This window comes from Mixta hanseatica (assembly GCF_023517775.1).
GTDB classification, from domain to species: Bacteria; Pseudomonadota; Gammaproteobacteria; order Enterobacterales; family Enterobacteriaceae; genus Mixta; species Mixta hanseatica.
In genome coordinates this window covers 2,379,722-2,404,147 of sequence record NZ_CP082904.1, presented here as the reverse complement: position 1 = coordinate 2,404,147, position 24,426 = coordinate 2,379,722, and the positions used below count along the sequence as shown (strand labels likewise).

The window sequence follows — 24,426 nt, the reverse complement described above, 5'->3', positions numbered from 1 at the left end:
GCAGGGGAAGGTCAGGACTGGAGACGCATCATTTCGTGGCTTCTTCCATTTCCGGCAGCGTCACGTTCAGTTCCAGTATCGAGATATCATCACCGCGCTGGTCCAGCTGGACCGTCACCATTTCTGGATCGATCTTCACATATTTGCAAATTACCTCCAGAATATCGCGCTTCAGCTGCGGCAGATAATGGGGCTCGCTATCGCCCCTCCTGCGTTCAGCTACGATGATCTGCAGCCTTTCCTTGGCTATATTGGCAGTGTTCTTTTTACGGGATAAAAAGAAATCGAGTAAGGCCATGGTTTATCCCCCGAACAGGCGTTTCAGGAATCCCTTCTTCTCTTCTTCAATGAAGCGGAAGGGGCGTTCTTCACCGAGTAACCGTTCAACGGTATCGGCATAGGCTTTGCCCGCATCGGATTCGGTATCCAGAATAACGGGTTCGCCCTGGTTGGAAGCGCGCAGCACCGACTGATCTTCCGGGATTACGCCAACCAGCGGAATACGCAGGATCTCCAGCACATCTTCCATGCTCAGCATATCGCCGCGGCTCACGCGGCCTGGGTTATAACGCGTCAGCAGCAGATGCTCTTTGACCGGCTCCTGACCGTTTTCGGCACGGCGTGATTTGGAGGCGATAATGCCCAGAATACGATCGGAGTCGCGCACCGAAGAGACTTCCGGGTTGGTGGTGATAATGGCTTCATCGGCAAAATAGAGCGCCATCAGCGCGCCGGTCTCAATGCCTGCGGGCGAATCGCACAGGACGAAGTCAAACTCCATCTTATCCAGTTCATTCAGCACTTTTTCGACGCCTTCGCGCGTCAGGGCATCTTTATCTCGCGTTTGGGAAGCAGGCAGGATATAGAGGTTTTCTGTTCGTTTGTCTTTAATCAGTGCCTGGTTCAGCGTGGCGTCGCCCTGGATCACATTGACGAAATCATAAACCACGCGTCTTTCACAGCCCATAATCAGATCGAGATTACGCAGACCGATATCAAAATCGATCACCACGGTTTTTTTCCCTTTCTGTGCCAGACCGGTAGCAATGGCCGCGCTTGACGTGGTCTTGCCAACGCCCCCTTTGCCGGATGTAACTACAATAATGCGTGCCATATATAAGAATTCCTTATAAATAAAAAGGGGCCTAATTCAAAGTCTGTATTGTCAGCGCGCCATCTTTTAGGCTAAGGCGCGCTGCTTTTGCAAAATATTCCGTCGGAATTTGATCCATAATCCAGTACTCGCCCGCTATGGAAACCAGCTCCGCAGATAAACTGGTACAAAATATCTGGCAATCGCGATCGCCGCTGGCGCCAGCCAGCGCACGACCGCGCATCATGCCATAAATATGAATATTGCCATCGGCGACCAGCTCGGCACCGGCGCTGACGCTATTTGTTACGATTAGATCGGTATTACGCGCATAAATTTGCTGTCCGGAGCGCACCGGCGTGGTCACCACGCGCGTTTTAGCCAGCGCGTTTTCCGGCGCCGCGACAGCAACTGGCGCTACCGGCTCAGGACTTTTCTTCTGTTCTTTGCCTTCAGACAGGATGGGCAGACCGGCGCGCGCGATCATGCGCTTGAGCGCCTCATCTTTACAGCCGCTGACGCCGACAATGCGTAGCCCCGTTGACGCGATAGCCTGCTGCATCTGTTTCCAGTTAACGTCACCGTCCAGAGAGGCTACATTCAGCACCACGGGCGCATTTTTGAGAAAGGCAGGCGCCTGATCAATTTTGTCCTGAAGCGCCTGACGAACCACATCGGGATGCGTGTGGTGTAAATGAACAACAGACAGAGTAAAACTACTGCCTTTAAACTCGATTGGCGTTTGCGACATCTGTCCTGGCTCAGTCCTGTTATGTCTAAACCCGACTAAATTATGCCTGATTTAGCCAGCGCGTAATCAAGGCGGGACATTATTCCTAACTACTGCAAGCATGTTATAGTTACTGCTATATTCAGGCAAGTCACCACCCCGCTTAATTCGAGTAAAAAATATGTTTTGTGTGATCTACAGAAGCCCTCAACGCGATCAGACTTATCTCTATGTTGAAAAAAAAGACGACTTTTCCCGCGTGCCGGAAGAGCTACTGCGCGGTTTTGGCAAACCGCAGCTGGCGATGGTGTTACCCCTTGAACGCACTAAGAAACTGGCGAATGCGGATATTGAGAAAGTAAAGCTGGCGCTGCGAGAGCAGGGTTATTATTTGCAGCTTCCGCCACCGGTCGAAGATCTGCTTAAAATACATTTGGGAAAAAAGGATCCGGCTTAATTCAGATTCATCTGTAAATAATAAATTGGCGAATAATTCTTCAGTTTATTTCCGGCGATTTTCAATTGATTAATAAGGACCTGATATGAAGCTAAATGCCCTGAGCGCGACGTTACTGACAATAATGTTGGCAGGATGCGCCAGTAAAAATAGCGTCTCGTCAGCGCCTGCTACCTCTACGCCCGCCGCTTCCGCGGGCGCAACCAAAAGCGGCGGCTTTCTCAGAGCGCCTGCCGGCAACACCACGCTGGCGCAGCAGGGACGCGATCCGGCAGAGTTTCCCGCTTACGTCGAGCAGCTAAAAGCGCAGGCGCGCCAGCAGGGCATTAATGAAGAGACGTTAAATAGCGCGTTCGCGAACGTGCGTTTTGTCGACCGGGTGATTAAATCCGATCGCAATCAGCCGGAACAGAAAATTACCCTTGATGATTATCTGGCGCGCGTCATCACGCCGAAAAAGATCGAGCAGGGCCGGAGCCGTTATCAGCAATATCAAAGCGAGCTGGCAAGCGCCAGCCAGCAGTATGGCGTACCGGCGCCATATATCGTGGCACTGTGGGGAATGGAGAGTCATTTCGGACAGATTCAGGGACGTGAAGATATTATCTCCGCGCTCGCCACGCTGGCTTTTGAAGGGCGTCGCGAAGCCTTCTTTACCAAAGAGCTGATCGCCGCGCTGAAAATGATCCAGCAGGGCCATATCAGCGCGCCAGAGATGAAAGGCTCCTGGGCGGGCGCGATGGGGCAGAACCAGTTTATGCCCAGCTCTTATCTCAACTATGGCGTGGACGGCGACGGCGACGGAAAAATTGATATCTGGCGCAACCAGCGCGATGTCTTCGCCTCCACGGCTAACTATCTGGCTAAAGAGGGATGGGATGCGAGCGAAGGTTGGGGCCGCGAGGTTATCCTGCCGGTCGATTTTGATCCTCAGCTGGCGGGCCTGAAAACGCAACAGGCTAAAACGGTAGGCGAATGGGAAAAACTGGGCGTGCGTCTGAGCAGCAGCGAGGCGCTGCCGGATACCGCACAGCGCGGCTGGATTATTCTGCCGGATGGCGTGAGCGGCCGCGCCTTCATGGTTTATGACAACTTCCGCACCATCATGCGCTGGAATCGTTCTTATTACTTCGCAATCAGCATCGGCAAAATGGCGGATGCGGTAGCACAGGCGCAGTAGACCATCGGCGCCGGCGTGGCGCTGTCACTCTCAGCAAGGGGAAAAGCATGTATCAACATCGTAACTGGCAGGGCGCACTGTTAGATTTTCCGGTAAGCAAAGTGGTTTGTGTCGGCAGCAATTACGCTAAGCATATTAAAGAGATGGGCAGCGCAACGCCGCAGGAACCAGTCATTTTTATTAAACCGGAGACGGCGCTGTGCGATCTGCGCCAGCCGCTCTCTATTCCGCGTGATCTCGGCGCGGTGCATCATGAAGTAGAAATGGCGATTTTAATCGGTTCGACGTTAAAACAGGCCAGCGAAGCGCATGTCGGTCAGGCTATCGCCGGTTATGGCGTCGCCCTTGATCTGACGCTGCGTGATATCCAGGCCGGCCTGAAAAAAGCCGGGCAGCCATGGGAGAAGGCCAAGGGATTTGATAATTCCTGTCCGCTTTCCGGTTTTATTCCGGTTAATCAGTTTGCCAGCGATCCGCAGCAGTGTGAACTTAAGCTGGTGGTTAACGGTGAAGTGCGTCAGCAGGGCAGCACCGCCGATATGATTACCCCGGTTCTGCCGCTGATCGCTTATATGAGCAAATATTTTACCCTGCGCGCGGGCGATGTGATTCTGACCGGCACCCCGGAAGGCGTAGGCCCGCTGCATGCGGGGGATACGCTGGAAGTGTCGCTGGCGGGTCACGGCGTAACTACGCGCGTGCTGTGACGCTTGCATCTGACCGCTGAACTGTTTATAAGGTGCGCTTTTGCTTAACCGGACATCACAATGACTGAGACCCCTTTCTGGCAGGAAAAGAGCCTGGAACAAATGACTGATGAGGAATGGGAATCCTTGTGCGATGGTTGTGGCCAGTGCTGCCTCAATAAGTTGCAGGACGCCGATACCGATGAAATCTATTTCACTAACGTGGCCTGCAACCAGCTGAATATCAAAACCTGTCAATGCCGTAACTATGAGCGTCGCTTCGAGTTTGAAGAGGACTGTATCAAGCTAACGCGTGATAATTTACCGACTTTTTCCTGGCTGCCGGCCAGCTGTGCCTACCGTCTGCTGGCGGAAGGCAAAGGATTGCCGGTCTGGCATCCGTTGCGCAGCGGGTCGCGCGCGGCGATGCATGCCGCCCGTATTTCGGTGCGTCATATCGCGGTACGTGAAAGCGAAGTCAGGGACTGGGAAGATCACATTATTAACCGGCCGGAATGGAAAGCCTAATCCAGCCGGTTAATGATTAGCGGGAAAAGAGATCGCGCCGCCTGGATTTAAATGGCTGAGCGATCAGCACCAGCAGCGCGACCAGTAAATAGGCGGCGAAAATCACCATCAGCCACTGCGGCATGCCCAGCGTCAGAAAAGACCAGACGCGTTCGGAGCAGTCGCCGGTGGCGACAAATACCGCGGGCAACCATTTGTCCAGCGGCAGCCAGCCAGGAAAGCGGGCGGCGAAATCACAGGTGACAAAGGGATTAGGGTGCAGCTGGATCATCGTATGTTTATACGAGAGATGTAATCCCTCCCAGGCGCTATACAGCCAGATCAGCAGCGCCGCATAGCGTAGCGGCGTCTTCGGCGCAATCGCGCCCACCAGCCCGGCACCCATCACACCAAACAGCGCGCAACGTTCATAAATACACATAACGCACGGCTTCAGCATCATAACGTGTTGAAACCACAGCGCGACCATTTCAAGAGCAAACGCGGTCAGCGCCAGCAGCAGCCAGGCACCGCGTCCTCTTGAGCATTGGTTCAGGTATCGCAACATAAATCATTCCCTGTCATTAGCGTTGAATCGGCAGTGTAAAGCAAATAGCGATCGCTGCCAGCCAGGGCAGCGAAAAAACCGAGCTAAAAATGACGTAAGATCATTTCGCCGCCACTTTTGCCGGGTATTAGGATGCCAGCGGCGGCAGCCAGCCGTGCGTTGTCATCCACAGCGTCATCGGCTCCAGCGTATACATGATGCAGAATAGCCCGACCAGCGCCAGCACAATGGTATAGGGCAGCGCCATCCAGACCATTCGCCCGTAAGAGAGACGAATCAACGGCGCCAGCGCGGAGGTCAGCATAAACAGAAATGCGGCCTGGCCATTCGGCGTGGCGACGGAAGGCAGATTGGTGCCGGTATTGGTCGCTACCGCCAGCAGTTCAAACTGCTGCAGGCTAATCGCGCCGCTGTTAAAGGCGTTTTTCGCTTCGTTAATATAAACGGTGCCGACAAACACGTTGTCCGAAATGGATGACAGCAAGCCATTGAATACATAAAACCAGGTCAGCTGCATATTCGCTTCCGCCTGCAAAACGAAATGGATCAGCGGGCTAAACAGATCTTGCTGAACGATAACCGCGACAATGGCGAAAAAGACTGTCAGCAGGGCAGTGAAGGGCAGCGCCTCGGAAAAAGCCCGGCCAATAGCATGCTCATCGGTAATGCCGCAGAAGGAGGTGGCCAGAATGATGACCGACAGGCCAATCAGGCCGACTTCCGCCAGATGCAGCGCTAACGCAGCGATCAACCAGACGGCAATCAAACCCTGAATCCACAAATTCAGCCGCTCCTGTCGGGTGCGCTTCTGACGGGATTCGCGGTCGAAGTCCATCAGCACGTTGCGCACTTTTTCCGGCAGCGGCTCACCATAGCCAAACAGGCGGAAACGCTCCAGCAGCACGCAGGTGATCAGGCCGCAAATCAGCACCGGCACGGTAACCGGCGCCATACGTAAAAAGAAGCCAATAAAATCCCAGCCGGCGGCTTTGGCGATAATCAGGTTCTGCGGCTCGCCTACCATGGTCATCACGCCGCCTAAGGCGGTGCCGACGCCCGCCTGCATCATCAGACTGCGCAGAAATGAACGGAACTTCTCCAGCGTCTGGCGATGATCGTCATTAGTGAGGCTATCGATATCAACATTTTCCTCTCCCTCCGACAATACACGATGGTAGATATCGTAAAAGCCTGCAGCGACGCTTAGCACTACGGCGACTACCGTCAACGCGTCAAGGAAGGCGGAAAGAAACGCGGCGGCCAGACAGAACGCCAGTCCAAGCAGCATTTTTGAACGGATGGACAACAGCAGACGGGTAAAAACAAACAGCAAAAGCTGACGCATAAAATGGATGCCGGCCACCATAAAAATCAGCAGCAGCAATACCTCAAGGTTATTCGCCAGCTCCTCTTTAACCTGCTCGGCACTGGCCATGCCGATAACAATCGCTTCCAGCGCCAGCAGGCCGCCGGGCAGCAGGGGATAACATTTTAACGCCATCCCAAGCGTAAAAATAAATTCTGCTACCAACAGCCAGCCGGCAAGAAAAGGGCTGACAAAGAAAAACAGCAGCGGATTAATCACTAAAAAGCCCAGCAGCGTCAGCTTATACCAGGTGGGGGATTGCCCAAGAAAATTACGCGTAAAGGCGCGCCCGGTGGAAATATCCATATGTAGCAGTATCCTCATACAGGACTCAGAAAATTTTCAGATGGAAAGGGTAAACGCCGCCAGCCGGCGAGGCAATGCGCTTTCGGTTAAAGCCGTTCAATTCGTCGATTTTTGCGCTGGATTCAGGTTTTAAACGAAGCGAGGCTAGGTGATGCCTGGGCCGTCTGGTATGATGAGTGGCATATTGCCTAATGAAAAAGCAACGAGAAATGCTATGGTTATAAAGGCGCAGAGCCCGGCCGGGTTCGCGGAAGAGTACATCATCGAAAGTATCTGGAACAGTCGCTTTCCCCCTGGCTCCATTCTGCCTGCCGAGCGCGAGCTTTCTGAGCTCATTGGCGTAACGCGCACCACGCTGCGTGAAGTGCTTCAGCGTCTGGCGCGCGATGGCTGGCTGACCATTCAGCATGGCAAACCGACGCGTGTGAATGATTTCTGGGAGACTTCCGGCCTGAATATTCTTGAAACGCTGGCGCGTCTCGATCATGACAGCGTTCCGCAACTGATGGATAACGTGCTCTCCGTGCGCACTAACGTTTCTTCCATCTTTATTCGCCGCGCTATTCGTCATTTCCCGGAGCAGGCGCGTGAAGTGTTACAGGCGGCTGAAGGGGTAGACGATCAGGCAGACGCCTATACCGAGCTGGACTATCGTATTTTCCGTGGGCTGGCCTTTGCCTCTGGCAATCCTATCTACGGCTTGATTCTCAACGGCCTGAAAGGGCTTTACACCCGCGTAGGGCGCCACTATTTCTCCAACCCTGAAGCCCGTAGCTTAGCGCAGCGCTTTTATCAGCAGCTGCTCGCCTTTTGTAACGGCACCGAGCCGGAAAACATTGTTACCGCGGTGCGTGACTATGGCCGCCGCAGCGGTGAAATCTGGCATAGCATGCAAAAAAGCATGCCGGATGAGCTGCATCGTCGCTGATAGTGGACGAACCAGAGCGCGGTATCAGGGCCGGTTTTCTGCCGGCCCTGAGGGTTTACTTATAAGGTATTAGGGCGGGGCGGACAGCGATCCAGGATCTCCACGCTGCCATCTTCATTCTGCTGTTCCAGATGGACCTCAAACCCCCACAGACGATGCACATGCTTTAACACCTCGCGTCGGCTTTTATCCAGCGGAGAGCGCTGATGCGGCACATAGCGCAGCGTCAAAGAGCGATCGCCGCGCAGATCAACGTTATACACCTGAATGTTAGGTTCCAGATTGCTCAGGTTGTACTGTGCGGAAAGCTGCTGACGAATCGCACGATAGCCCGCTTCGTCATGAATCGCGGCGATCTCCAGATAATTATTACGATCGTCATCCAGCACGGTAAACAGACGGAAATCCCGCATCACTTTCGGTGAAAGGAACTGGCTGATAAAGCTTTCGTCTTTGAATTCACGCATGGCGAAATGCAGCGTTTCCAGCCAGTCTGAACCGGCCATATCCGGGAACCAGTAACGATCCTCTTCGGTCGGCGACTGACAGATGCGTTTAATATCCTGGAACATGGCAAAGCCCAGCGCATAAGGGTTGATACCGTTATACCAGGGACTGTTATAGGCGGGCTGGAACACCACGTTAGTATGGCTGTGCAGGAATTCCAGCATAAAGCGTTCCGTCACTTTTCCTTCATCATACAGGTGGTTCAGAATGGTGTAATGCCAGAAAGTCGCCCAGCCTTCGTTCATTACCTGCGTCTGTTTCTGCGGGTAAAAGTACTGGCTTACCTTACGTACAATACGCAGCACTTCACGCTGCCAGGGTTCCAGCAGCGGGGCATTCTTCTCCATGAAATAGAGTAAGTTTTCCTGCGGTTCAGAAGGGAAACGCACTTTCTCAGTATGCACTTCCTCTTTTTCGCGCCGCGGCAGGGTACGCCACAGGGTATTCACCTGGCTTTGCAGATACTCTTCGCGGCTTTTCTGACGCGCTTTTTCTTCCTGCAGCGAAATTTTTTGCGGACGTTTATAGCGATCGACGCCGTAATTCATCAGTGCGTGACAGGAATCAAGCAGGCGCTCTACCTCTTCCACGCCGTAACGTTCTTCGCACTCGGCAATATAGTTTTTCGCAAATAGCAGGTAATCGATGATAGAACCGGCATCGGTCCAGCTGCGGAACAGATAGTTATTTTTAAAAAATGAGTTATGACCATAGCAGGCGTGAGCGATAACCAGCGCCTGCATGGTGATGGTGTTCTCTTCCATCAGATAGGCGATACAGGGATTAGAGTTAATTACGATCTCATAGGCCAGCCCCTGTTGGCCGTGCTTATAACGCTGCTCGGTTTCGATAAATTTTTTACCAAATGACCAGTGCGCATAGTTGATGGGCATACCGACGCTGGAGTAGGCGTCCATCATCTGTTCAGAGGTAATGACTTCAATTTGATGCGGATAGGTATCCAGACGGTACTGTTTCGCCACGCGATCGATTTCCGCCAGGTAGGTATCAAGTAGCTCAAAGGTCCAGTCGGGTCCGTCACTGAGTCGTTTGCTGTCCTTAACCGGATCGTCAAATATTGTCGCCATAGCGCACCCCTCGTTGGTGAATCCCGTTGGGCAAATCATTGCCCCAGGCATTCCTGTTGTTTAAGGCTCATCCTGAAAAAGAAGGCCCAAAGAACTGAGCGAACACTGTAATGATAGTTCACTGTTTTCCATCTGAAACCGGAATGCAACCGGAAACTGCAATACAAAATAAAGCCGCAATAAAAAACGAAATTTTAAATAATGAATAATGCCTTTATATAAAGGCTTTCTGGCATAAAATCCTGTTTATGTGTTTTTTGTATGACGGTTATTTAATCTGCTGGCGGCTGGCTGATTTATCCAGTTAAACCTGATTTGCTGCTGATATTGTTTTAAAAGCCGATTTTTCCACTGAAATTTAACCAGCATCTTGTTTTTAGCCCACGCTTAGGTAAAAAAGATGTGAAATATGTCACCGCTATGTTGATGCAAATGCGGCAAAATTATCATCCATGTGGTTGGCTGTGACTTAGTGGATTGTTCTATAGGGGTTGCCTCGGGGGAGTTATGCGAGTTGTCATTCTGGGAAGTGGAGTTGTCGGCGTTGCCAGCGCCTGGTATCTGGCGCAGGCGGGTCATGAAGTCACAGTTATCGATCGCCAGTCAGGTCCGGCGCAGGAGACCAGCGCGGCGAATGCCGGGCAGATTTCGCCGGGCTATGCGGCGCCCTGGGCAGCGCCGGGCGTCCCGCTGAAGGCAATTAAATGGATGTTCCAGCGCCATGCTCCTCTGGCGATCCGGCTTGATGGCAGCCGCTTTCAGCTGGAATGGATGTGGCAGATGCTGCGTAACTGCGATATGCGTCACTATCAGCAAAATAAAAGCCGTATGGTGCGTATTGCCGAATACAGCCGTGACTGCATGAAAGCGCTGCGTGAACAGATCGGCATCGGCTATGAGGGGCGCCAGGGCGGGACGCTACAGCTGTTTCGTACCGCGCAGCAGTATGAGAGCGCCAGTAAAGATATTGCGGTGTTAAAAGAGGCGGGCGTACCTTATGAACTGCTGGAGGCGCATCAGCTGGCGCGCGTCGAACCGGCGCTTGCGGCTACCCACCATAAGCTGACCGGCGGGCTGCGCTTACCCAATGATGAAACCGGCGACTGTCAGCTGTTTACCCAACGGCTGGCGCAGATGGCGTCAGAGGCGGGCGTCACTTTTCGTTTTAATACCCCGGTTGAGGGCTTGCTGCGCGAGGGGAATCGGATTATCGGGGTAAAGAGCGGCGCTGAGGTGATCACCGCAGACAGCTATGTGGTCGCGTTCGGTTCTTATTCTACCGCGCTGCTGGCGGATATCGTTTCTATCCCGGTTTATCCGTTGAAAGGCTATTCACTGACCATCCCGATCCGCGATGAAGCCGGCGCGCCGGTTTCCACCGTGCTGGATGAGACCTATAAAGTGGCCATTACCCGATTCGATCGGCGTATTCGCGTCGGCGGAATGGCGGAAATTGTCGGTTTTAACACGCAACTGCTGCCGGCGCGGCGCGAGACACTGGAAATGGTGGTACGCGATCTCTATCCCAACGGCGGTCATATTGAACAGGCCGATTTCTGGACCGGGCTGCGTCCCATGACGCCGGACGGTACGCCGATTGTTGGACCGACGCCGTTAAAAAATCTTTACCTTAATACCGGACACGGCACGCTCGGTTGGACGATGGCATGCGGTTCAGGACAGCTGCTTTCTGATATTATCTCCGGCAATAAACCGGCGATTGCTGCAGATGATCTTTCTGTACTGCGTTATCTGCCTGGTTATTCACCGGTAACGCACCCGCAACTGCATAATGCAAACGTTGCACGTTAACGAGTTACAAGGAGAGGTTATGTCACGTCCGATTGTCGCAACCATTCATAGCGCTGCGCTGCGACAAAATCTGGAGATTGTGCGCCGCGCGGCGCCGGGATCCCGTGTCTGGTCTGTTGTGAAAGCGAATGGCTATGGCCATGGCATCAGCCGTATTTGGCAACATCTGAGTGATACGGATGGTTTTGCGCTGTTAAATCTGGCAGAGGCGATTCAGCTGCGTGAGCTCGGCTGGAAAAAACCGATTCTGCTGTTGGAAGGCTTTTTCCATAGCGATGAACTTGAACTGCTGGACCGCTATCGTTTAACCACCAGCGTCCACAGCAACTGGCAGATCCAGGCGCTGGCTAAAGCGCAGCTCAGCGCGCCGCTTGATATCTATGTCAAAGTGAATAGCGGCATGAACCGGCTGGGCTTTATGCCAGAACAGGTGCATAAGGTCTGGCAAAAACTGCGTGCGCTGGATAATGTCGGTGAGATGACCCTGATGACTCACTTCGCTGAGGCGGAGAAAGAAGAGGGCATCATCGAGCCGATGAAACAGGTGGAGCGGGCGGCTGAAGGACTCAACTGCCCACGCTCGCTGGCTAACTCAGCGGCAACGCTTTGGCATCCGGAAGCGCATTTTGACTGGGTGCGGCCGGGCATTGTTCTTTATGGCGCCTCGCCAGGCGGCCAGTGGCAGGATATCGCCGGGACCGGGCTAAAGCCTGCGATGACGTTAACCAGCGAGATTATCGCCATTCAGCAGCTCAGGCCCGGCGCAGGCGTGGGTTACGGCTACCGTTATCATGCCGCTGCCGAGCAGCGTATCGGGGTGGTGGCCTGCGGCTATGCCGATGGGTATCCGCGTCATGCGCCCAGCGGAACGCCAGTAGTGATTGATGGCGTACGCACCACCACTGTCGGCGCGATATCAATGGATATGATCACGGTAGATTTAACGCCCTGTCCGCAGGCTGGCATCGGTAGCAAAGTAGAGCTGTGGGGCGATCGGGTTAAAATCGACGAGGTGGCAAGTAGTGCCGGTACCGTTGGCTATGAGCTGATGTGCGCCGTCGCGCCGCGGGTACCGGTTGAGGTGGTATAGATTATAGCGCGGTCAGCGAGCCGCGCATTTTTTTACTGCAGCGCCAGGCCAGAAAGGTCAGCGCTGCGCCCACCAACATCATCAATGCCAGCGCATCTTTTTCCTTCAGCGGCAGCGCCATCATGAATAGCCCGGCCGATGAGCCGCCCGCCATCTGAATAAATCCTGCCAGCGCGGAAGCGACGCCCGCCTGCTGTTGATAAGGTTCCAGCGCATAGCTGGTGGCTGGGCCAACGGTAAAAGCCAGGCCCGCCACGGAAACCGCGACCGGCAGCATGTAGAGCGCCCAGTGGGTTTGCAGCGCGGCAGGAAACAGCTGCTCGCCGGCAAACAGCAGTAGCGCCCCCAGCAGCATCGCCAGCGTGCCCAGCGCCAGACAAACCGGACGGCCCACTTTGCGGATCATTTTATTGACCAGAATGCTTACCAGCATGATCCAGAAACCGTTGGCGCCGAAGGCGATGGAAAACTGTAAAGCGCTCAGGCCGCCTTCGGTCATCAGCACATGCGGCGCCAGCGAGACGTAAGTTAACACCATTCCCAGCGCGCCGGCGTTGGCGAAGGCGAAAGCGAGAAAGCGCGGCTGACGCAAAATCGCGCCATATTGCCGCAGCGGCAGGCCTTTGACCTTGCGCGTATCGGCCGGGCGCGTTTCCGGTAGCAGCCAGGCGATCAGCAGGCTAATCAGCAATGCATAGCCCACCAGGAACCAGAACGGCGCGCGCCAGCCAAAGGCTGCGGCCAGAAAACCGCCGAGCATCGGCGCCAGCGCCGGTACGATATTCAGCGCGCCGTTAAGAAAGCCATAGGCGCGCGCCGCTTCATCGCCGGAGAGCCGATCGCGCACGCCGCTAAACGCGACCACGGCGGTACAGCATACCGCACAGCCCTGCACCAGACGCGCCAGCAAAAACATTGGCCAGTTTATCGCACAGGCGGCAAGGGCGCTGCCGCAGATATACAACAACAGACCGATCATGGCGACAGGCTTACGTCCAAAATTATCCACCAGCGGCCCGGCGATAATTTGGCCCAGCCCCATCACCAGCAGAAACACAGGAATGGTGGTTTGCACCGTGGCGACCGGCGTCGCCAGCCCCAGAGCGATATCCGGCAGCGTCGGCAAATAGAGATCGATGCCCAGGGGCGCTAAGAGCACCAGGCTAAGCAACAAAAGGGTAAATTTTTGCATCAGGGAAGTTATTATCCGATATTTTTGAGCTGCACAGCGTAGAGAGATGTGATGAAAAAGAAAAGGGAAAAATAAAATCAGGAGCAGCCAGGTTGCTGCTCCCTGATGGTATCAGGCAGGTTTTTTCAAAAACCAGCGATCCTGCTGTTTATCATAATGGCCGATCTCCAGATCAACCGGCTGGCCGTCAATCCACGCGGGAACGCTGGTTTCCTCGTCCCAGCCGTCAAGCTGGTAGCTGAGACCGGGATTGGTTTGACAGGGAATGCTGATAGTATCAGCCGGTTCAGCATTCAAATCTGCATCAATAATCTCGTAGCGACCAATTTTGACTACATGACCCATGGGTTATGTCCCTCCAGGAATGACGTGAACTTTAAGCTTAGTCGCTCTGGCAGGAAATTGGAGAGGGCCAGGCCAGGATTATTCCTTTTCTTCCGGTACCCGTACGCCGATTTTTATCACCTGATTATCTTCTTTCTCCGCCACGGTCCAGATCAGATGGTTCCATTCCACCTGATCGCCGACCACCGGCGCGCCGCCGAGCATACCCAGAATCAGCTGACCCAGCGACTGCTGATCATTAGTCTCTTCATTCAGATCCAGACCATAGATTTGTGCCACGTCACGCAGCCGTGCGTCGGCATCAAGAATAAAGTCGCCGAAAAAGCGCTGGTCGAGCGCCACCGGAGGCGACTGGCTAAACAGCTTACCCAGCGCGGGCAGATCGCGCTCGCGGCCAATCACGCACAGCACGTCGCCTTCACGCAGGCGAGTATTGCCGGTGGGATGCATCAACACATTCTGACGAAACAGGGCGGCGATACGGGTTTCACGCGGCATTTGTAAATCACGCAGCGCCGCGCCGACGCACCATTTATCAGCGCTTAACTGATAAACAAACTGTTCCCATGGATTTTCCGGATGAATATCCAGCCCTACGCGGCTAATCGGCGAAGCGGTAGGGGGAACGATCACTTTCGCTTTGCGTGCGGCGAAGCTCAGCGAGGTGCCCTGCAGCATCAGCGATACCAGCACTACGAAAAAAGCGATATTAAAAAACAACGAGGCATTTTCCAGCCCGGCCATCATCGGGAACACCGCCAGGATAATCGGCACCGCGCCGCGCAAACCGACCCAACTGATAAAAACACGCTCGCGTAGGGTAAAACTGCGAAAGGGCAGCAGGCCGATAAAGACCGATAGCGGGCGGGCAAACAGAATCAGCCAGAGGGAAAGCAACATTGCCGGTACGGCGATATGCCAGAGATCGGACGGCGTTACCAGCAGGCCCAGCACCAGAAACATGCCGATCTGGCTCAGCCAGGCCATACCGTCAAAAGTTTGCAGAATGCCGTGCCGGTTACGAATAGGTCGATTGCCCAACAGGAAGCCGCACAGATAAACCGCCAGAATGCCGCTGCCTTCCAGCACGGTGGTCAGGGCGAACACCAGAATCCCGCCGCTGACGGCCAACAGCGGATAAAGCCCATTGGCGAGAGAGATGCGATTAATCAGCTGCTGGATCGCCCAGCCGCCGCTTAACCCCAGCACGATGCCTAAACCAAACTGCTGGATGAGATGAACGACAAACATCCAGCTCAGGCCGGTTTCGCCCTGCTGGATCATCTCAATCAGGGTGATCGTCAGAAATACCGCCATTGGATCGTTGCTGCCGGATTCGATCTCCAGCGTAGAGCTAACGCGCTCGTTCAGCCCTTTATCGCCCAGCAGAGAGAACACGGCGGCGGCATCCGTAGAGCCAATAATCGCGCCAATCAGAAAGCCCTGCATCATATCAAGCCGGAACAGCCAGGCGGCGGCAAGACCGGTGAGCCCGGCGGTGATCATCACGCCAACCGTGGCGAGAGAGAGCGCCGGACCCAGCGCGACGCGTAGCGACGAGGCGCGGGTGCGCATGCCGCCATCTAACAGGATAACCGCCAGCGCAAGGTTAGAAACCATATAGGCCAGCGGATAGTTATCAAAGGCGATACCGCCGATGCCGTCGACGCCGGTCAGCATGCCGAGCGCCAGGAAGATCACCAGAATAGGAATACCTAAACGAGAAGAAAAGGCGCTGAGGAGGATGCTTGATGCAACCAGCACGGAACCAATAATGAAAAGACTGTAAATCGTGCTGGCATTCAAGGCGTTTTCTCCTCGTAAAACAGATGACAAAAAGCGGTTTTCCTGGGGCTTACACTATAACCGCTTTCAAAAGATAATGCTTTATCAATAGCTTGTCACAGCTCGCAGGAACTAAAATTTGTTTTTTTTCGTATCGTGCCGCAAAGTGAAATTGATTAAAAAAAATACTGGATATTAAACCAGTAATACGTATACTATTTGTACTCCCTCACGGGGCTGATGCTATTCGCAAGTCAATGGTGAAGCTATGATGATTTCTACTGAGAGCCTGAACGCTCTTCATCAATCCGTCACAATGAGTAGCCGTGAAATCGCCGAGATGACCGGTAATACCCATGGTGAAGTGAAACGTCTGATTAAAAGTCTGGAAACGGCGCAGCGTTTGTCACAGCCGCTAATCTCATGGGATTACGACGCTGACGGCGCGACACGACAGGAATATCGTCTTAACAAGCGTGACTCGGTGCTGGCGGTGGCGCGCTTATCGCCTGCCTTTACTGCCGAAGCGCTCGATCGCTGGCAGGAGCGCGAAAAAATGGCGCATCTGCCCGATTTTACCAATCCGGCTGAGGCCGCGCGCGCCTGGGCCGAACAGTTTGAACAGCGTCAAAAAGCAGAGCAGCAGCTGGCGCTTTTCGCTCCCAAGGCTGAATTCTTCGACCGCTATGTCACGGTGGAAGAAGAGTCGCTGGGCTTCCGTCAGGTGTGCAAAATGTTGAAGGTAAAAGAGCCTGACTTTCGCCAGTTCCTGCTGGAGCGCCATATTATGTACCGCATGAACGGTACGCTTACGCCACATCAGCAGCACATTAACGCCGGGCGTTTTACGCTGCGTTCCGGCGTAGGCGAAAACCAACACGCCTTCTCGCAGGCGCGCTTTACTGCCAAAGGCGTGAAATGGGTTGCCAGCCTGTGGGCCGGGCATATCGCTTCGCAGCCTAAAGGCGCTGCGGCCTGACGGAGGTTGTCCGTCTCATTGGGCGATTTTAGCCTGACATTCTGCTTTGCCATTCACCTTAATCCGCCTTCATTGAAGGCGGATTTTTAATATCCGCGATTCACTCTTGAACAGCCCTTTGTTGCCTTAAATATTCCATACCCTTTCCAGAAAAGTTGATCACGCACACATAAAAGACACGCAAAATGAGAATGCTTATCGTTTTTGTTTACCCGTCGCTTCTATTTTGTACAATCATCCCGCGCTTGAGTTGTATCAGGGCCAGCTATTAATGCAGGAAGGCTGGCTTTTTGTCGATTGCCATAAGGGATTATGAGTTATGCCTCGTATAAATATCGTTACCGTGCTGCTGGCTGCGGCCGCCGCGCCGTTGCTTCACGCTGCTGAAGAGCAGGCTATGGTGGTAACCGCCACCGGCTTCGAGCAAAAAATCCAGGAGGCGCCCGCCTCAATTTCCGTTATCACCAAAAAGCAGCTGGAAGATAAAGCTTACCGTGATGTCACCGATGCGCTGAAAGATGTGCCGGGCGTAGTGGTTACCGGGGGCGCCAGCAGCAGCGATATCAGCATTCGCGGTATGGCGTCTAAATATACGCTGTTCTTAGTGGACGGTAAGCGTATCAGCACGCGCGATACCCGGCCTAACAGCGACAACGCGGGCATTGAGCAGGGCTGGTTGCCGCCGCTGGAATCGATCGAACGTATTGAAGTCATTCGTGGCCCGATGTCATCGCTATACGGTTCCGATGCGATGGGCGGCGTGATTAATGTGATCACTAAAAAAATCGCCACGCAGCAGGCATGGCGCGGTGCCCTGCATGGCGATGCCACGCTGCAGGAGAAGCGTGATTCCGGCGATCTGTTCCAGACCAATGCCTGGGCTTCCGGCCCCTTAATAGAAGGGCTATTGGGAATGAAGGTCAGCGGGCTGCTGTCACGTCGCGCCGAAGACAAAATCCTTAATGGTTACAGCGAGCAGAGAATGCGTAACGGCGGCGTTACCTTTAATCTGACGCCGGATGAGGATAACAACATTGAACTTGATATCGCTCGCGAATTACAGGATCGCAACAGTACGCCGGGCAAGACCAAAGCGCTGGAGAGCTGTCGTAATCAACGTTGTACTCCCAACAGCCGCAGTGACAACCGTTATACCCATACCACCTGGGGCATAGCGCATAACGGCTATTACGATGCCTTCAATACCACCAGCTATTTGCAGCATGAAGAGAGCAGCAATCCGGGCCGTAAGATGGCGTTTTACAACACCATTCTGAATAACCTCAACCAACTGTTTCTTGGCGACCACACGCTGTCCCTCGGCGGTGAGTATCGCTATGAAAAATTGCGCGATCGGGGCAACCAGCTTGATGCCGCTGCGGGGCTGGATAAGCTGACGCGCTGGAACTGGGCGTTGTTTGCTGAGGATGAGTGGCTAATGGCGGACAATTTCACCCTGACAAGCGGCATCAGGATAAATGAAGATGAAAATTACGGTACTAACTGGACGCCGCGCGGTTATGGCGTCTGGCAGATCAACGAGCAGTGGATCCTGAAGGGCGGCATCTCAGCGGGCTATCGCGCGCCTGATTTACGCCAGTCCTCCGCCAACTGGGGACAGATAACTGGCGGCAGCAGGAGTAACGGCATCATTGTCGGCAATCCCGATCTTAAGCCGGAAAAAAGCCTGAGCGAGGAGATCACGCTGCTGTGGGATAACCAGACGGGCTTGAACGCAGGCGTCACGCTGTTTAATACCGATTTCAAAAACAAAATCACCGAAACGCGGCGCTGCAATAACAGCGCAGCACCCGCCTGTACCCTTGGCGATACGCATTATGATTTTGTCAGTGACCGGGTGAATGTGGATAAGGCGACGATCCGCGGCGTGGAGTCGACGTTCGGCTGGCGTATTACGCGAGATATTAATTTGACGGCAAATCATACCTGGACACACTCCGAGCAGAAGAGTGGGCAGTTTTCCGGCCAGCCGCTGAACAAAATGCCGAAGCATATGTTTAATGCCACCCTGGACTGGCAGGCGATGCCGAAACTGGGCTTCTGGAGCCGGCTGAACCTGCGTGGCAGCACCTCGGAATACCTGAGCCGGACCTCAATGGCACAGGGAACGCCTTCTTATACGCAGGTAGATAGCGGCATACGCTATCAGGCGCATAAGCAATTAATGATCACCGCCGGCATCTATAACCTGTTTGATAAAACTATTGATTATGACGATTACGCCACGGTGCTGGATGGCCGCCGCTATACTGCCGGCCTGAGCTACACTTTCTGAGAAAGGGTTTAATGAAAACATCAGGGCGAGCCGCGCGCGCCCTGATGCTGTTCGGTCAGCTTTCCACTACCTGCTTATGAAACAGTTCACGGAATACCGGATAGATATCCTCCGGCTCGCGAATATGTTGAATGGCGAAATTATCAAACGTGGCCTGCAGATGTTCATATTCACGCCACAGCGTTTGATGGGCGCGGCGGGTAATTTCGATATAGCTGTAGTAACGTACCACCGGCAAAATGTTTTTCGCCAGTATCTCGTGACACAGCGGCGAGTCGTCAGCCCAGTTATCGCCATCCGACGCCTGAGCGGCATAGATGTTCCACTGCGTAGGATCGTAGCGATCTTTTACCACCTCATCCATCAGCTTTAAGGCGCTGGAAACAATGGTGCCGCCGGTCTCCTGCGAGTAAAAGAACTCCTGCTCATCAACTTCCTTCGCCTGGGTATGATGGCGGATATAGACCACTTCCACATTCTTGTAGGTTCGGCTCAAAAACAGATAAAGCAAAATATAGAAGCGCTTTGCCATATCTTTGGTCGCCTGATCCATAGAGCCTGAGACGTCCATCAAACAAAACATTACCGCCTGGCTGGATGGCTCCGGCCGTTTCTCAAAGTTCTTATAACGCAGGTCGAAGGTGTCAATAAAGGGAACCCGCTCGATACGCGCCCGCAGCTCAGCAATCTCTTTACGTAGCTGTTCTTCTTCCAGCAGTTGCGCCGGCTCGGTTTTTTCCACCGTTTGCAGCGTTTCCTCCAGCTCACGTAGCATACGACGCTTGCCTGCGGTCATCGCGGTACGGCGCGCCAGCGAATTTTGCAGCGAGCGCACCACGCTAATATTGGCGGGCACACCGTTAGAGGTAAAGCCCGCACGATGCGTCTTATACTCATTCATCTGCCGCTGCTGCGTTTTACGCAGGTTGGGTAATGCCAAATCTTCGAATAACAGATCGAGATATTCATCCTTAGAGATTTGGAAAACAAACTCATCCTGACCTTCACCATCCTGGCTGGCATTGCCCTGGCCGCTTCCGCCGCCGCCGCCGCCGCTCTGAGGCCGTTCTACACGGTCGTTCTGTACAAAATGATCGTTACCGGGATGCACGCGATGACGGGTGCCGCCGCGGCCCTGATGGAAAACAGGTTCATGAATGTCATCTACCGGAATAGAAACGGATTCACCACTCTCAACGTCGGTAACCGAACGTTTATTGATGGCCTCGGAGATCGACTGTTTGATTTGCGACTTGTAGCGGCGTAAAAAACGCTGACGGTTCACCGCGCTTTTGTTTTTGCCGTTCAGTCGCCGATCGATAAAATAGGCCATAGCTCCCCCAAACAACGTTGCAAGCAAGGTCGGACATAATGTCCGACCTCTTTAATGTCGCTTCCGTTACGTTTATAGGCTGGTACGCCTTAACTTATGATGATTTGCGCACACGCAGATACCATTCGCACAGCAGACGAACCTGCTTGCGGGTATAGCCTTTTTCCATCATACGGTCGACAAAATCATCGTGCTTTTTCTGCTCGTCGGTTGACGTTTTCGCGTTAAAGGAGATAACCGGCAGCAGCTCCTCGGTATTGGAGAACATTTTCTTCTCAATAACTGTGCGAAGCTTCTCATAGCTGGTCCAGTTGGGGTTGCGTCCGCTGTTCTGTGCGCGGGCGCGCAGCACGAAGTTAACGATCTCATTACGGAAGTCTTTGGGATTACTGATACCGGCTGGCTTTTCAATTTTCTCCAGTTCGGCATTCAGCGCTTCGCGATCGAACAACTGACCGGTATCCGGATCGCGGTACTCCTGATCCTGAATCCAGAAATCCGCATAGGTAACGTAGCGGTCGAAAATGTTTTGGCCATATTCAGAATAGGATTCCAGATAGGCAGTCTGAATCTCTTTACCAATAAACTCCGCGTATTTAGGGATCAAATATCCTTTCAGAAACTCAAGATATTTTTCGGCGAGCTCTTGCGGAAACTGTTCGCGTTCAATCTGCTGTTCCAGCACGTAGAACAGGTGAACCGGGTTAGCTGCCACTTCGGTATGATCGAAGTTAAACACCCGCGACAGGATCTTAAACGCGAAGCGCGTTGAAAGCCCATTCATCCCTTCATCCACGCCGGCATAATCGCGATACTCCTGATACGATTTTGCTTTCGGATCGGTATCTTTCAGGCTTTCCCCATCGTAAACCCGCATTTTTGAATAGATACTGGAGTTTTCCGGCTCTTTCAGGCGCGAAAGAATCGAGAAACGGGCCAGCGTTTCCAGCGTACCTGGCGCGCAAGGAGAATGCGTCAGCTCGCTGTGGTTAAGCAGCTTCTCGTAGATCTTGATCTCTTCCGAAACCCGCAGACAATAGGGCACTTTGACGATGTAAACACGGTCAAGAAACGCCTCATTGTTTTTGTTATTACGGAAGGTCACCCATTCTGATTCGTTAGAGTGCGCCAGGATAATCCCGTTAAACGGCAGGGCGGAAATACCTTCCGTACCGTTGTAGTTCCCTTCCTGCGTGGCGGTGAGCAGCGGATGCAGCACCTTGATCGGCGCTTTAAACATCTCCACGAATTCCATGATGCCCTGGTTGGCGCGGCACAGTGCCCCGGAATAGCCATAGGCATCGGGATCGTTTTGCGCATGGTTTTCCAGCTTACGAATATCAACCTTACCAACCAGCGCGGAAATGTCCTGGTTATTTTCATCGCCCGGCTCGGTTTTGGCGATGGCCAACTGTTCCAGAATCGACGGCCAGACTTTAACAACTTTGAAGCGGGTGATATCGCCGCCGAATTCATGCAGTCGTTTTGCTGCCCACGGCGACATAATAGTGCCGAGATAACGGCGCGGCACGCCATACTCCTTTTCAAGTATATTAGCGTCTTCTTGTGGATTAAACAGGCACAGCGGGTGGTCGTTAACCGGGCTGCGTTCGCCGTCGGCGCTCAACACATAAATCGGTACGCGCTGCATCAGTGATTTTAAGCGTTCAGCGAGCGAGGATTTACCACCACCCACCGGGCCCAACAGGTACAGGATCTGTTTTTTCTCTTCCAGACCCTGAGCCGCATGTTTCAGGTAAGAAACGATTTGTTCAATCGCTTCTTCCATCCCATAAAACTCTTCAAAGGCCGGATAACGTGCAATCACACGGTTTGAGAACAGTCGGGAAAGGCGAGGCTCCTGAGCAGTATCGACCATGACCGGCTCACCAATAGCCATCAAAAGTCTTTCTGCCGCGTTGGCGTATGCACTGCGATCCTGCTTACAGGTAGCCAGGAATTCCTGCAGTGTGAACTCTTCGTCCTTGGCAGCTTCATAACGCTGACGATAGTGATCGAATATATTCATAGCGATGCCCGTCCTTTCGTTTTTAGCACAGGTAAAGGAAGCGTTATAAAAGGTGTATCAGCTTCCGGAAGATATTCTCTTAGGAGTACAGCAACCCGTATGCCAACCTGACGTATTTTTATCGGGGTACACAGATTTGATGGTCACTCTGCTCGAACGAATCACATAGGTTACTTTTAACTGTAGATGGCATTTCAGGAATTTTCTTTAATGCCATTTAATTTCAACAGGAAAGTGGGGCTGATAATAAGCATTGCCCTTGCGGGACGCGGCCTGTAACGTTTTTGTAAATAAGCCGCCATGACTGCGGCAAAGCGAACCTTTCTTTCCTTTTGAATATGTCAAAATGTATTAAGATTTAAACCTGCCACGCAATGGCGTTAAACTATGCCTCTAATTGTTATATCTATGGAAGAAACATATTGTGAACCGATTCAAAATTAGCGCGCTTGCTTTGCTTTTACCTCTTTGTGGTGCGGCCCATGCGGATGAGACCGCTCCGCTGACGTTGGGCGCCTCAGTCGCGTATGCGCAAAGCCCCTATAAAGGCGGACAGGATCGCTGGCTGCCGCTTCCGGTGATCAACTATGAAAGCGACAGTTTTTGGCTGCGCACGTTACAGGGCGGTTACTACCTGTGGAAAGATCAACAGGATCAGCTCTCCCTGACCATTGCCGGTTCGGCACAGCGTTACGATCCGGATGATAACGATCTGGGCGCAATGAAAGGGCTGGATGAGCGTCATATGACGGTGATGGGCGGTCTGGAATATCGTCATATCGCTGACTGGGGGATCGTGCGGACCAATCTGCTGGGCGATGTGCTGGGTAAAAGCGACGGTATCGTCTGGGATCTGACTTACCTTTATCGCTTTACGTTTGGCGATTTCAGTCTGGCGCCCGGCATTGGCGCTACCTGGACCAGTTCCAATCAGAACCGCTATTACTATGGTGTTTCCAGCCATGAAGCGGCACGCACCGGGATCAGCCGCTATCAGCCCGACGACAGCTGGAGCCCGTACGTTGAGTTAAGCGCTAACTATCGCCTGACCGAGCGCTGGAGCACCAGCGTTTATGCGCGCTATACGCGGCTGGCTGATGAAATCAAAGATAGCCCGATGGTGGATAAAGATTCCCAGCTGACCACTTGGGCAGGCATCAGCTATAGCTTTTAATTCAACGGGCTAAGGCGGGACGGCCAGGCGCCGTCGCCCCTGATAAGCGCGCTGTGCAAAGGAGAAGTGATGAGCAAAAGCATTCAGTTCGCTGAGGGTCTGCTGCTGCCGGCTATTGGCCAGGGCACCTGGTATATGGGCGAAAAGGCCGATCTGCGTCAGCAGGAAGTAGCCGCCTTACAGGCGGGGCTGGAGTGCGGTTTAACGGTGATCGATACCGCTGAAATGTATGCGGACGGCGGGGCAGAGCGGGTAGTGGGCGAGGCGCTGCGGGGAAGACGCGACCGCGCCTGGCTGGTCTCTAAGTTCTATCCCTGGAACGCCGGTACTGTCGATGCGCTGGAGGCCTGTGAGCGTAGCCTGAAGCGTCTGCAAACCGATTATCTCGATCTTTATCTGCTGCACTGGCGCGGTAATATTCCTCTTGAAGAGACCATCCGTGCCATGGAGAAGCTTCAGCAACAGGGGAAAATTCGCCGCTGGGGCGTTTCTAATTTTGACAGCGAGGATATGCAGGAGCTTTGGCAGGCGTCAGGCGGCGCAGACTGTGCCGCTAATCAGGTGCTGTATCATCTCGCTTCGCGTGGCATTGAGTTTGATCTGCTGCCTGCCTGTCGTCAGCGTCGGCTGCCGATTATGGCTTACTGTCCGCTGGCTCAGGCGGGGCGTTTACGTCATGATTTAATGACCCGTCCTGAGCTGAGCGAGATGGCCAATCAGCTTGGCATTAGCGTCGCGCAGCTGCTGCTGGCATGGGTGATTCGTCATCCTGACGTAATGGCGATCCCTAAAGCCAGCAGCATCAGCCACGTGCGGGAGAATGCCGCCGCGTTAACGGTCACGTTGGATGAGGCACAGCTGAAACTGCTGGATCGGCTGTTTCCCCCGCCGCAAAGTAAACAGCCGCTGGATGTCGTCTGACAAGCATCGCCGCTAACAGGACAATATAAGGCCGGGCAACTGCCCGGCCTTATA

General features: G+C 53.6%; 22 protein-coding genes and 1 pseudogene. 12 read left to right on the top strand and 11 right to left on the bottom strand.

Annotation, left to right across the window (positions count from 1 at the left end; all coding sequences use genetic code 11):
• Positions 1 to 28 precede the first annotated feature (28 nt).
• The 3 genes from minE to minC are packed head-to-tail and all read right to left on the bottom strand — an operon-like array spanning position 29 to position 1,844.
• Positions 29 to 298, bottom strand: coding sequence for a cell division topological specificity factor MinE (gene minE, locus K6958_RS11570; protein WP_249891252.1), 270 nt, complete (start codon positions 296 to 298; stop codon positions 29 to 31).
• Between the two features lie 3 nt (positions 299 to 301).
• A complete protein-coding gene (gene minD / locus K6958_RS11565) occupies positions 302 to 1,114 on the bottom strand; it encodes a septum site-determining protein MinD (protein WP_085071523.1) in 813 nt (270 codons plus the stop codon).
• Positions 1,115 to 1,145: 31 nt separating this feature from the next.
• Positions 1,146 to 1,844 carry a septum site-determining protein MinC gene (gene minC, locus K6958_RS11560; protein WP_249891251.1) on the bottom strand — a complete coding sequence of 233 codons (699 nt, stop codon included), beginning with the start codon at positions 1,842 to 1,844 and terminating at the stop codon, positions 1,146 to 1,148.
• A 160-nt stretch (positions 1,845 to 2,004) separates the two neighbouring features.
• On the opposite strand from minC, the gene K6958_RS11555 reads away from it, so the two are divergent.
• From K6958_RS11555 to ycgN, 4 genes are all read left to right on the top strand, one after another.
• On the top strand, positions 2,005 to 2,280 hold the full coding sequence (locus tag K6958_RS11555; RefSeq protein WP_249891250.1) for a YcgL domain-containing protein: 276 nt from the start codon (positions 2,005 to 2,007) through the stop codon (positions 2,278 to 2,280).
• 85 nt (positions 2,281 to 2,365) lie between these two features.
• The gene (locus K6958_RS11550; RefSeq protein ID WP_249891249.1) at positions 2,366 to 3,460 is read left to right on the top strand and encodes a lytic murein transglycosylase; all 1,095 of its coding nucleotides are present in this window, start codon (positions 2,366 to 2,368) and stop codon (positions 3,458 to 3,460) included.
• A 47-nt stretch (positions 3,461 to 3,507) separates the two neighbouring features.
• Positions 3,508 to 4,167, top strand: a complete 660-nt coding sequence (locus K6958_RS11545) for a fumarylacetoacetate hydrolase family protein (RefSeq protein ID WP_249891248.1) — start codon at positions 3,508 to 3,510, stop codon at positions 4,165 to 4,167.
• Between the two features lie 60 nt (positions 4,168 to 4,227).
• Positions 4,228 to 4,674, top strand: coding sequence for a cysteine cluster protein YcgN (gene ycgN, locus K6958_RS11540; protein WP_249891247.1), 447 nt, complete (start codon positions 4,228 to 4,230; stop codon positions 4,672 to 4,674).
• A 16-nt stretch (positions 4,675 to 4,690) separates the two neighbouring features.
• On the opposite strand, the gene dsbB is transcribed toward ycgN, so the two are convergent.
• Together dsbB and nhaB are read right to left on the bottom strand one after the other, a co-directional pair.
• Positions 4,691 to 5,221 (bottom strand): disulfide bond formation protein DsbB, encoded by a 531-nt coding sequence (dsbB, locus tag K6958_RS11535; RefSeq protein WP_249891246.1) that lies wholly within the window; start codon positions 5,219 to 5,221, stop codon positions 4,691 to 4,693.
• Positions 5,222 to 5,348: 127 nt separating this feature from the next.
• Entirely contained in the window at positions 5,349 to 6,893 is a 1,545-nt protein-coding gene (gene nhaB, locus K6958_RS11530) for a sodium/proton antiporter NhaB (protein ID WP_249891245.1), read from the bottom strand.
• Positions 6,894 to 7,107: 214 nt separating this feature from the next.
• On the opposite strand from nhaB, the gene fadR reads away from it, so the two are divergent.
• Positions 7,108 to 7,821: a fatty acid metabolism transcriptional regulator FadR gene (gene fadR, locus K6958_RS11525; RefSeq protein ID WP_249891244.1), complete on the top strand. Its 714-nt coding sequence runs from the start codon at positions 7,108 to 7,110 to the stop codon at positions 7,819 to 7,821.
• Positions 7,822 to 7,880: 59 nt separating this feature from the next.
• On the opposite strand, the gene K6958_RS11520 is transcribed toward fadR, so the two are convergent.
• Complete coding sequence (locus K6958_RS11520; RefSeq protein WP_249891243.1) at positions 7,881 to 9,416, bottom strand: SpoVR family protein; 1,536 nt, start codon at positions 9,414 to 9,416, stop codon at positions 7,881 to 7,883.
• A 507-nt stretch (positions 9,417 to 9,923) separates the two neighbouring features.
• On the opposite strand from K6958_RS11520, the gene K6958_RS11515 reads away from it, so the two are divergent.
• Together K6958_RS11515 and dadX are read left to right on the top strand one after the other, a co-directional pair.
• A complete protein-coding gene (locus K6958_RS11515) occupies positions 9,924 to 11,228 on the top strand; it encodes a D-amino acid dehydrogenase (protein ID WP_249891242.1) in 1,305 nt (434 codons plus the stop codon).
• A gap of 19 nt (positions 11,229 to 11,247) precedes the next feature.
• Positions 11,248 to 12,318 (top strand): catabolic alanine racemase DadX, encoded by a 1,071-nt coding sequence (gene dadX, locus K6958_RS11510; RefSeq protein WP_249891241.1) that lies wholly within the window; start codon positions 11,248 to 11,250, stop codon positions 12,316 to 12,318.
• A 1-nt stretch (position 12,319) separates the two neighbouring features.
• Here the strand turns inward: dadX and K6958_RS11505 are convergent, their stop codons facing one another.
• The gene (locus K6958_RS11505; RefSeq protein WP_249891240.1) at positions 12,320 to 13,510 is read right to left on the bottom strand and encodes a multidrug effflux MFS transporter; all 1,191 of its coding nucleotides are present in this window, start codon (positions 13,508 to 13,510) and stop codon (positions 12,320 to 12,322) included.
• Between the two features lie 111 nt (positions 13,511 to 13,621).
• Entirely contained in the window at positions 13,622 to 13,855 is a 234-nt protein-coding gene (locus K6958_RS11500; protein WP_249891239.1) for a DUF1480 family protein, read from the bottom strand.
• Between K6958_RS11500 and K6958_RS21380 the strand changes: the two are divergent.
• Positions 13,847 to 13,999, top strand: a pseudogene (locus tag K6958_RS21380) (hypothetical protein); the annotation flags it as partial. The gene K6958_RS11500 and the pseudogene K6958_RS21380 sit on opposite strands and share 9 nt — an antisense overlap.
• On the opposite strand, the gene K6958_RS11495 reads toward K6958_RS21380, so the two are convergent.
• On the bottom strand, positions 13,934 to 15,661 hold the full coding sequence (locus K6958_RS11495) for a potassium/proton antiporter (RefSeq protein ID WP_249891238.1): 1,728 nt from the start codon (positions 15,659 to 15,661) through the stop codon (positions 13,934 to 13,936). The pseudogene K6958_RS21380 and the gene K6958_RS11495 sit on opposite strands and share 66 nt — an antisense overlap.
• A 247-nt stretch (positions 15,662 to 15,908) precedes the next feature.
• Between K6958_RS11495 and K6958_RS11490 the strand changes: the two genes are divergently transcribed.
• Positions 15,909 to 16,619 carry a phage antirepressor KilAC domain-containing protein gene (locus tag K6958_RS11490; RefSeq protein ID WP_249891237.1) on the top strand — a complete coding sequence of 237 codons (711 nt, stop codon included), beginning with the start codon at positions 15,909 to 15,911 and terminating at the stop codon, positions 16,617 to 16,619.
• 319 nt (positions 16,620 to 16,938) lie between these two features.
• Complete coding sequence (locus tag K6958_RS11485) at positions 16,939 to 18,915, top strand: ligand-gated channel protein (RefSeq protein ID WP_249891236.1); 1,977 nt, start codon at positions 16,939 to 16,941, stop codon at positions 18,913 to 18,915.
• Between the two features lie 55 nt (positions 18,916 to 18,970).
• Here the strand turns inward: K6958_RS11485 and K6958_RS11480 are convergent, their stop codons facing one another.
• Together K6958_RS11480 and yeaG are read right to left on the bottom strand one after the other, a co-directional pair.
• Complete coding sequence (locus tag K6958_RS11480) at positions 18,971 to 20,248, bottom strand: YeaH/YhbH family protein (protein ID WP_249891235.1); 1,278 nt, start codon at positions 20,246 to 20,248, stop codon at positions 18,971 to 18,973.
• Positions 20,249 to 20,342: 94 nt separating this feature from the next.
• Entirely contained in the window at positions 20,343 to 22,277 is a 1,935-nt protein-coding gene (yeaG, locus tag K6958_RS11475; protein ID WP_249891234.1) for a protein kinase YeaG, read from the bottom strand.
• A 424-nt stretch (positions 22,278 to 22,701) separates the two neighbouring features.
• Between yeaG and K6958_RS11470 the strand changes: the two genes are divergently transcribed.
• Together K6958_RS11470 and K6958_RS11465 are read left to right on the top strand one after the other, a co-directional pair.
• Positions 22,702 to 23,451, top strand: coding sequence for a MipA/OmpV family protein (locus tag K6958_RS11470; protein ID WP_249891233.1), 750 nt, complete (start codon positions 22,702 to 22,704; stop codon positions 23,449 to 23,451).
• Between the two features lie 69 nt (positions 23,452 to 23,520).
• The gene (locus K6958_RS11465; protein WP_277614655.1) at positions 23,521 to 24,372 is read left to right on the top strand and encodes an aldo/keto reductase; all 852 of its coding nucleotides are present in this window, start codon (positions 23,521 to 23,523) and stop codon (positions 24,370 to 24,372) included.
• Positions 24,373 to 24,426: the final 54 nt, after the last annotated feature.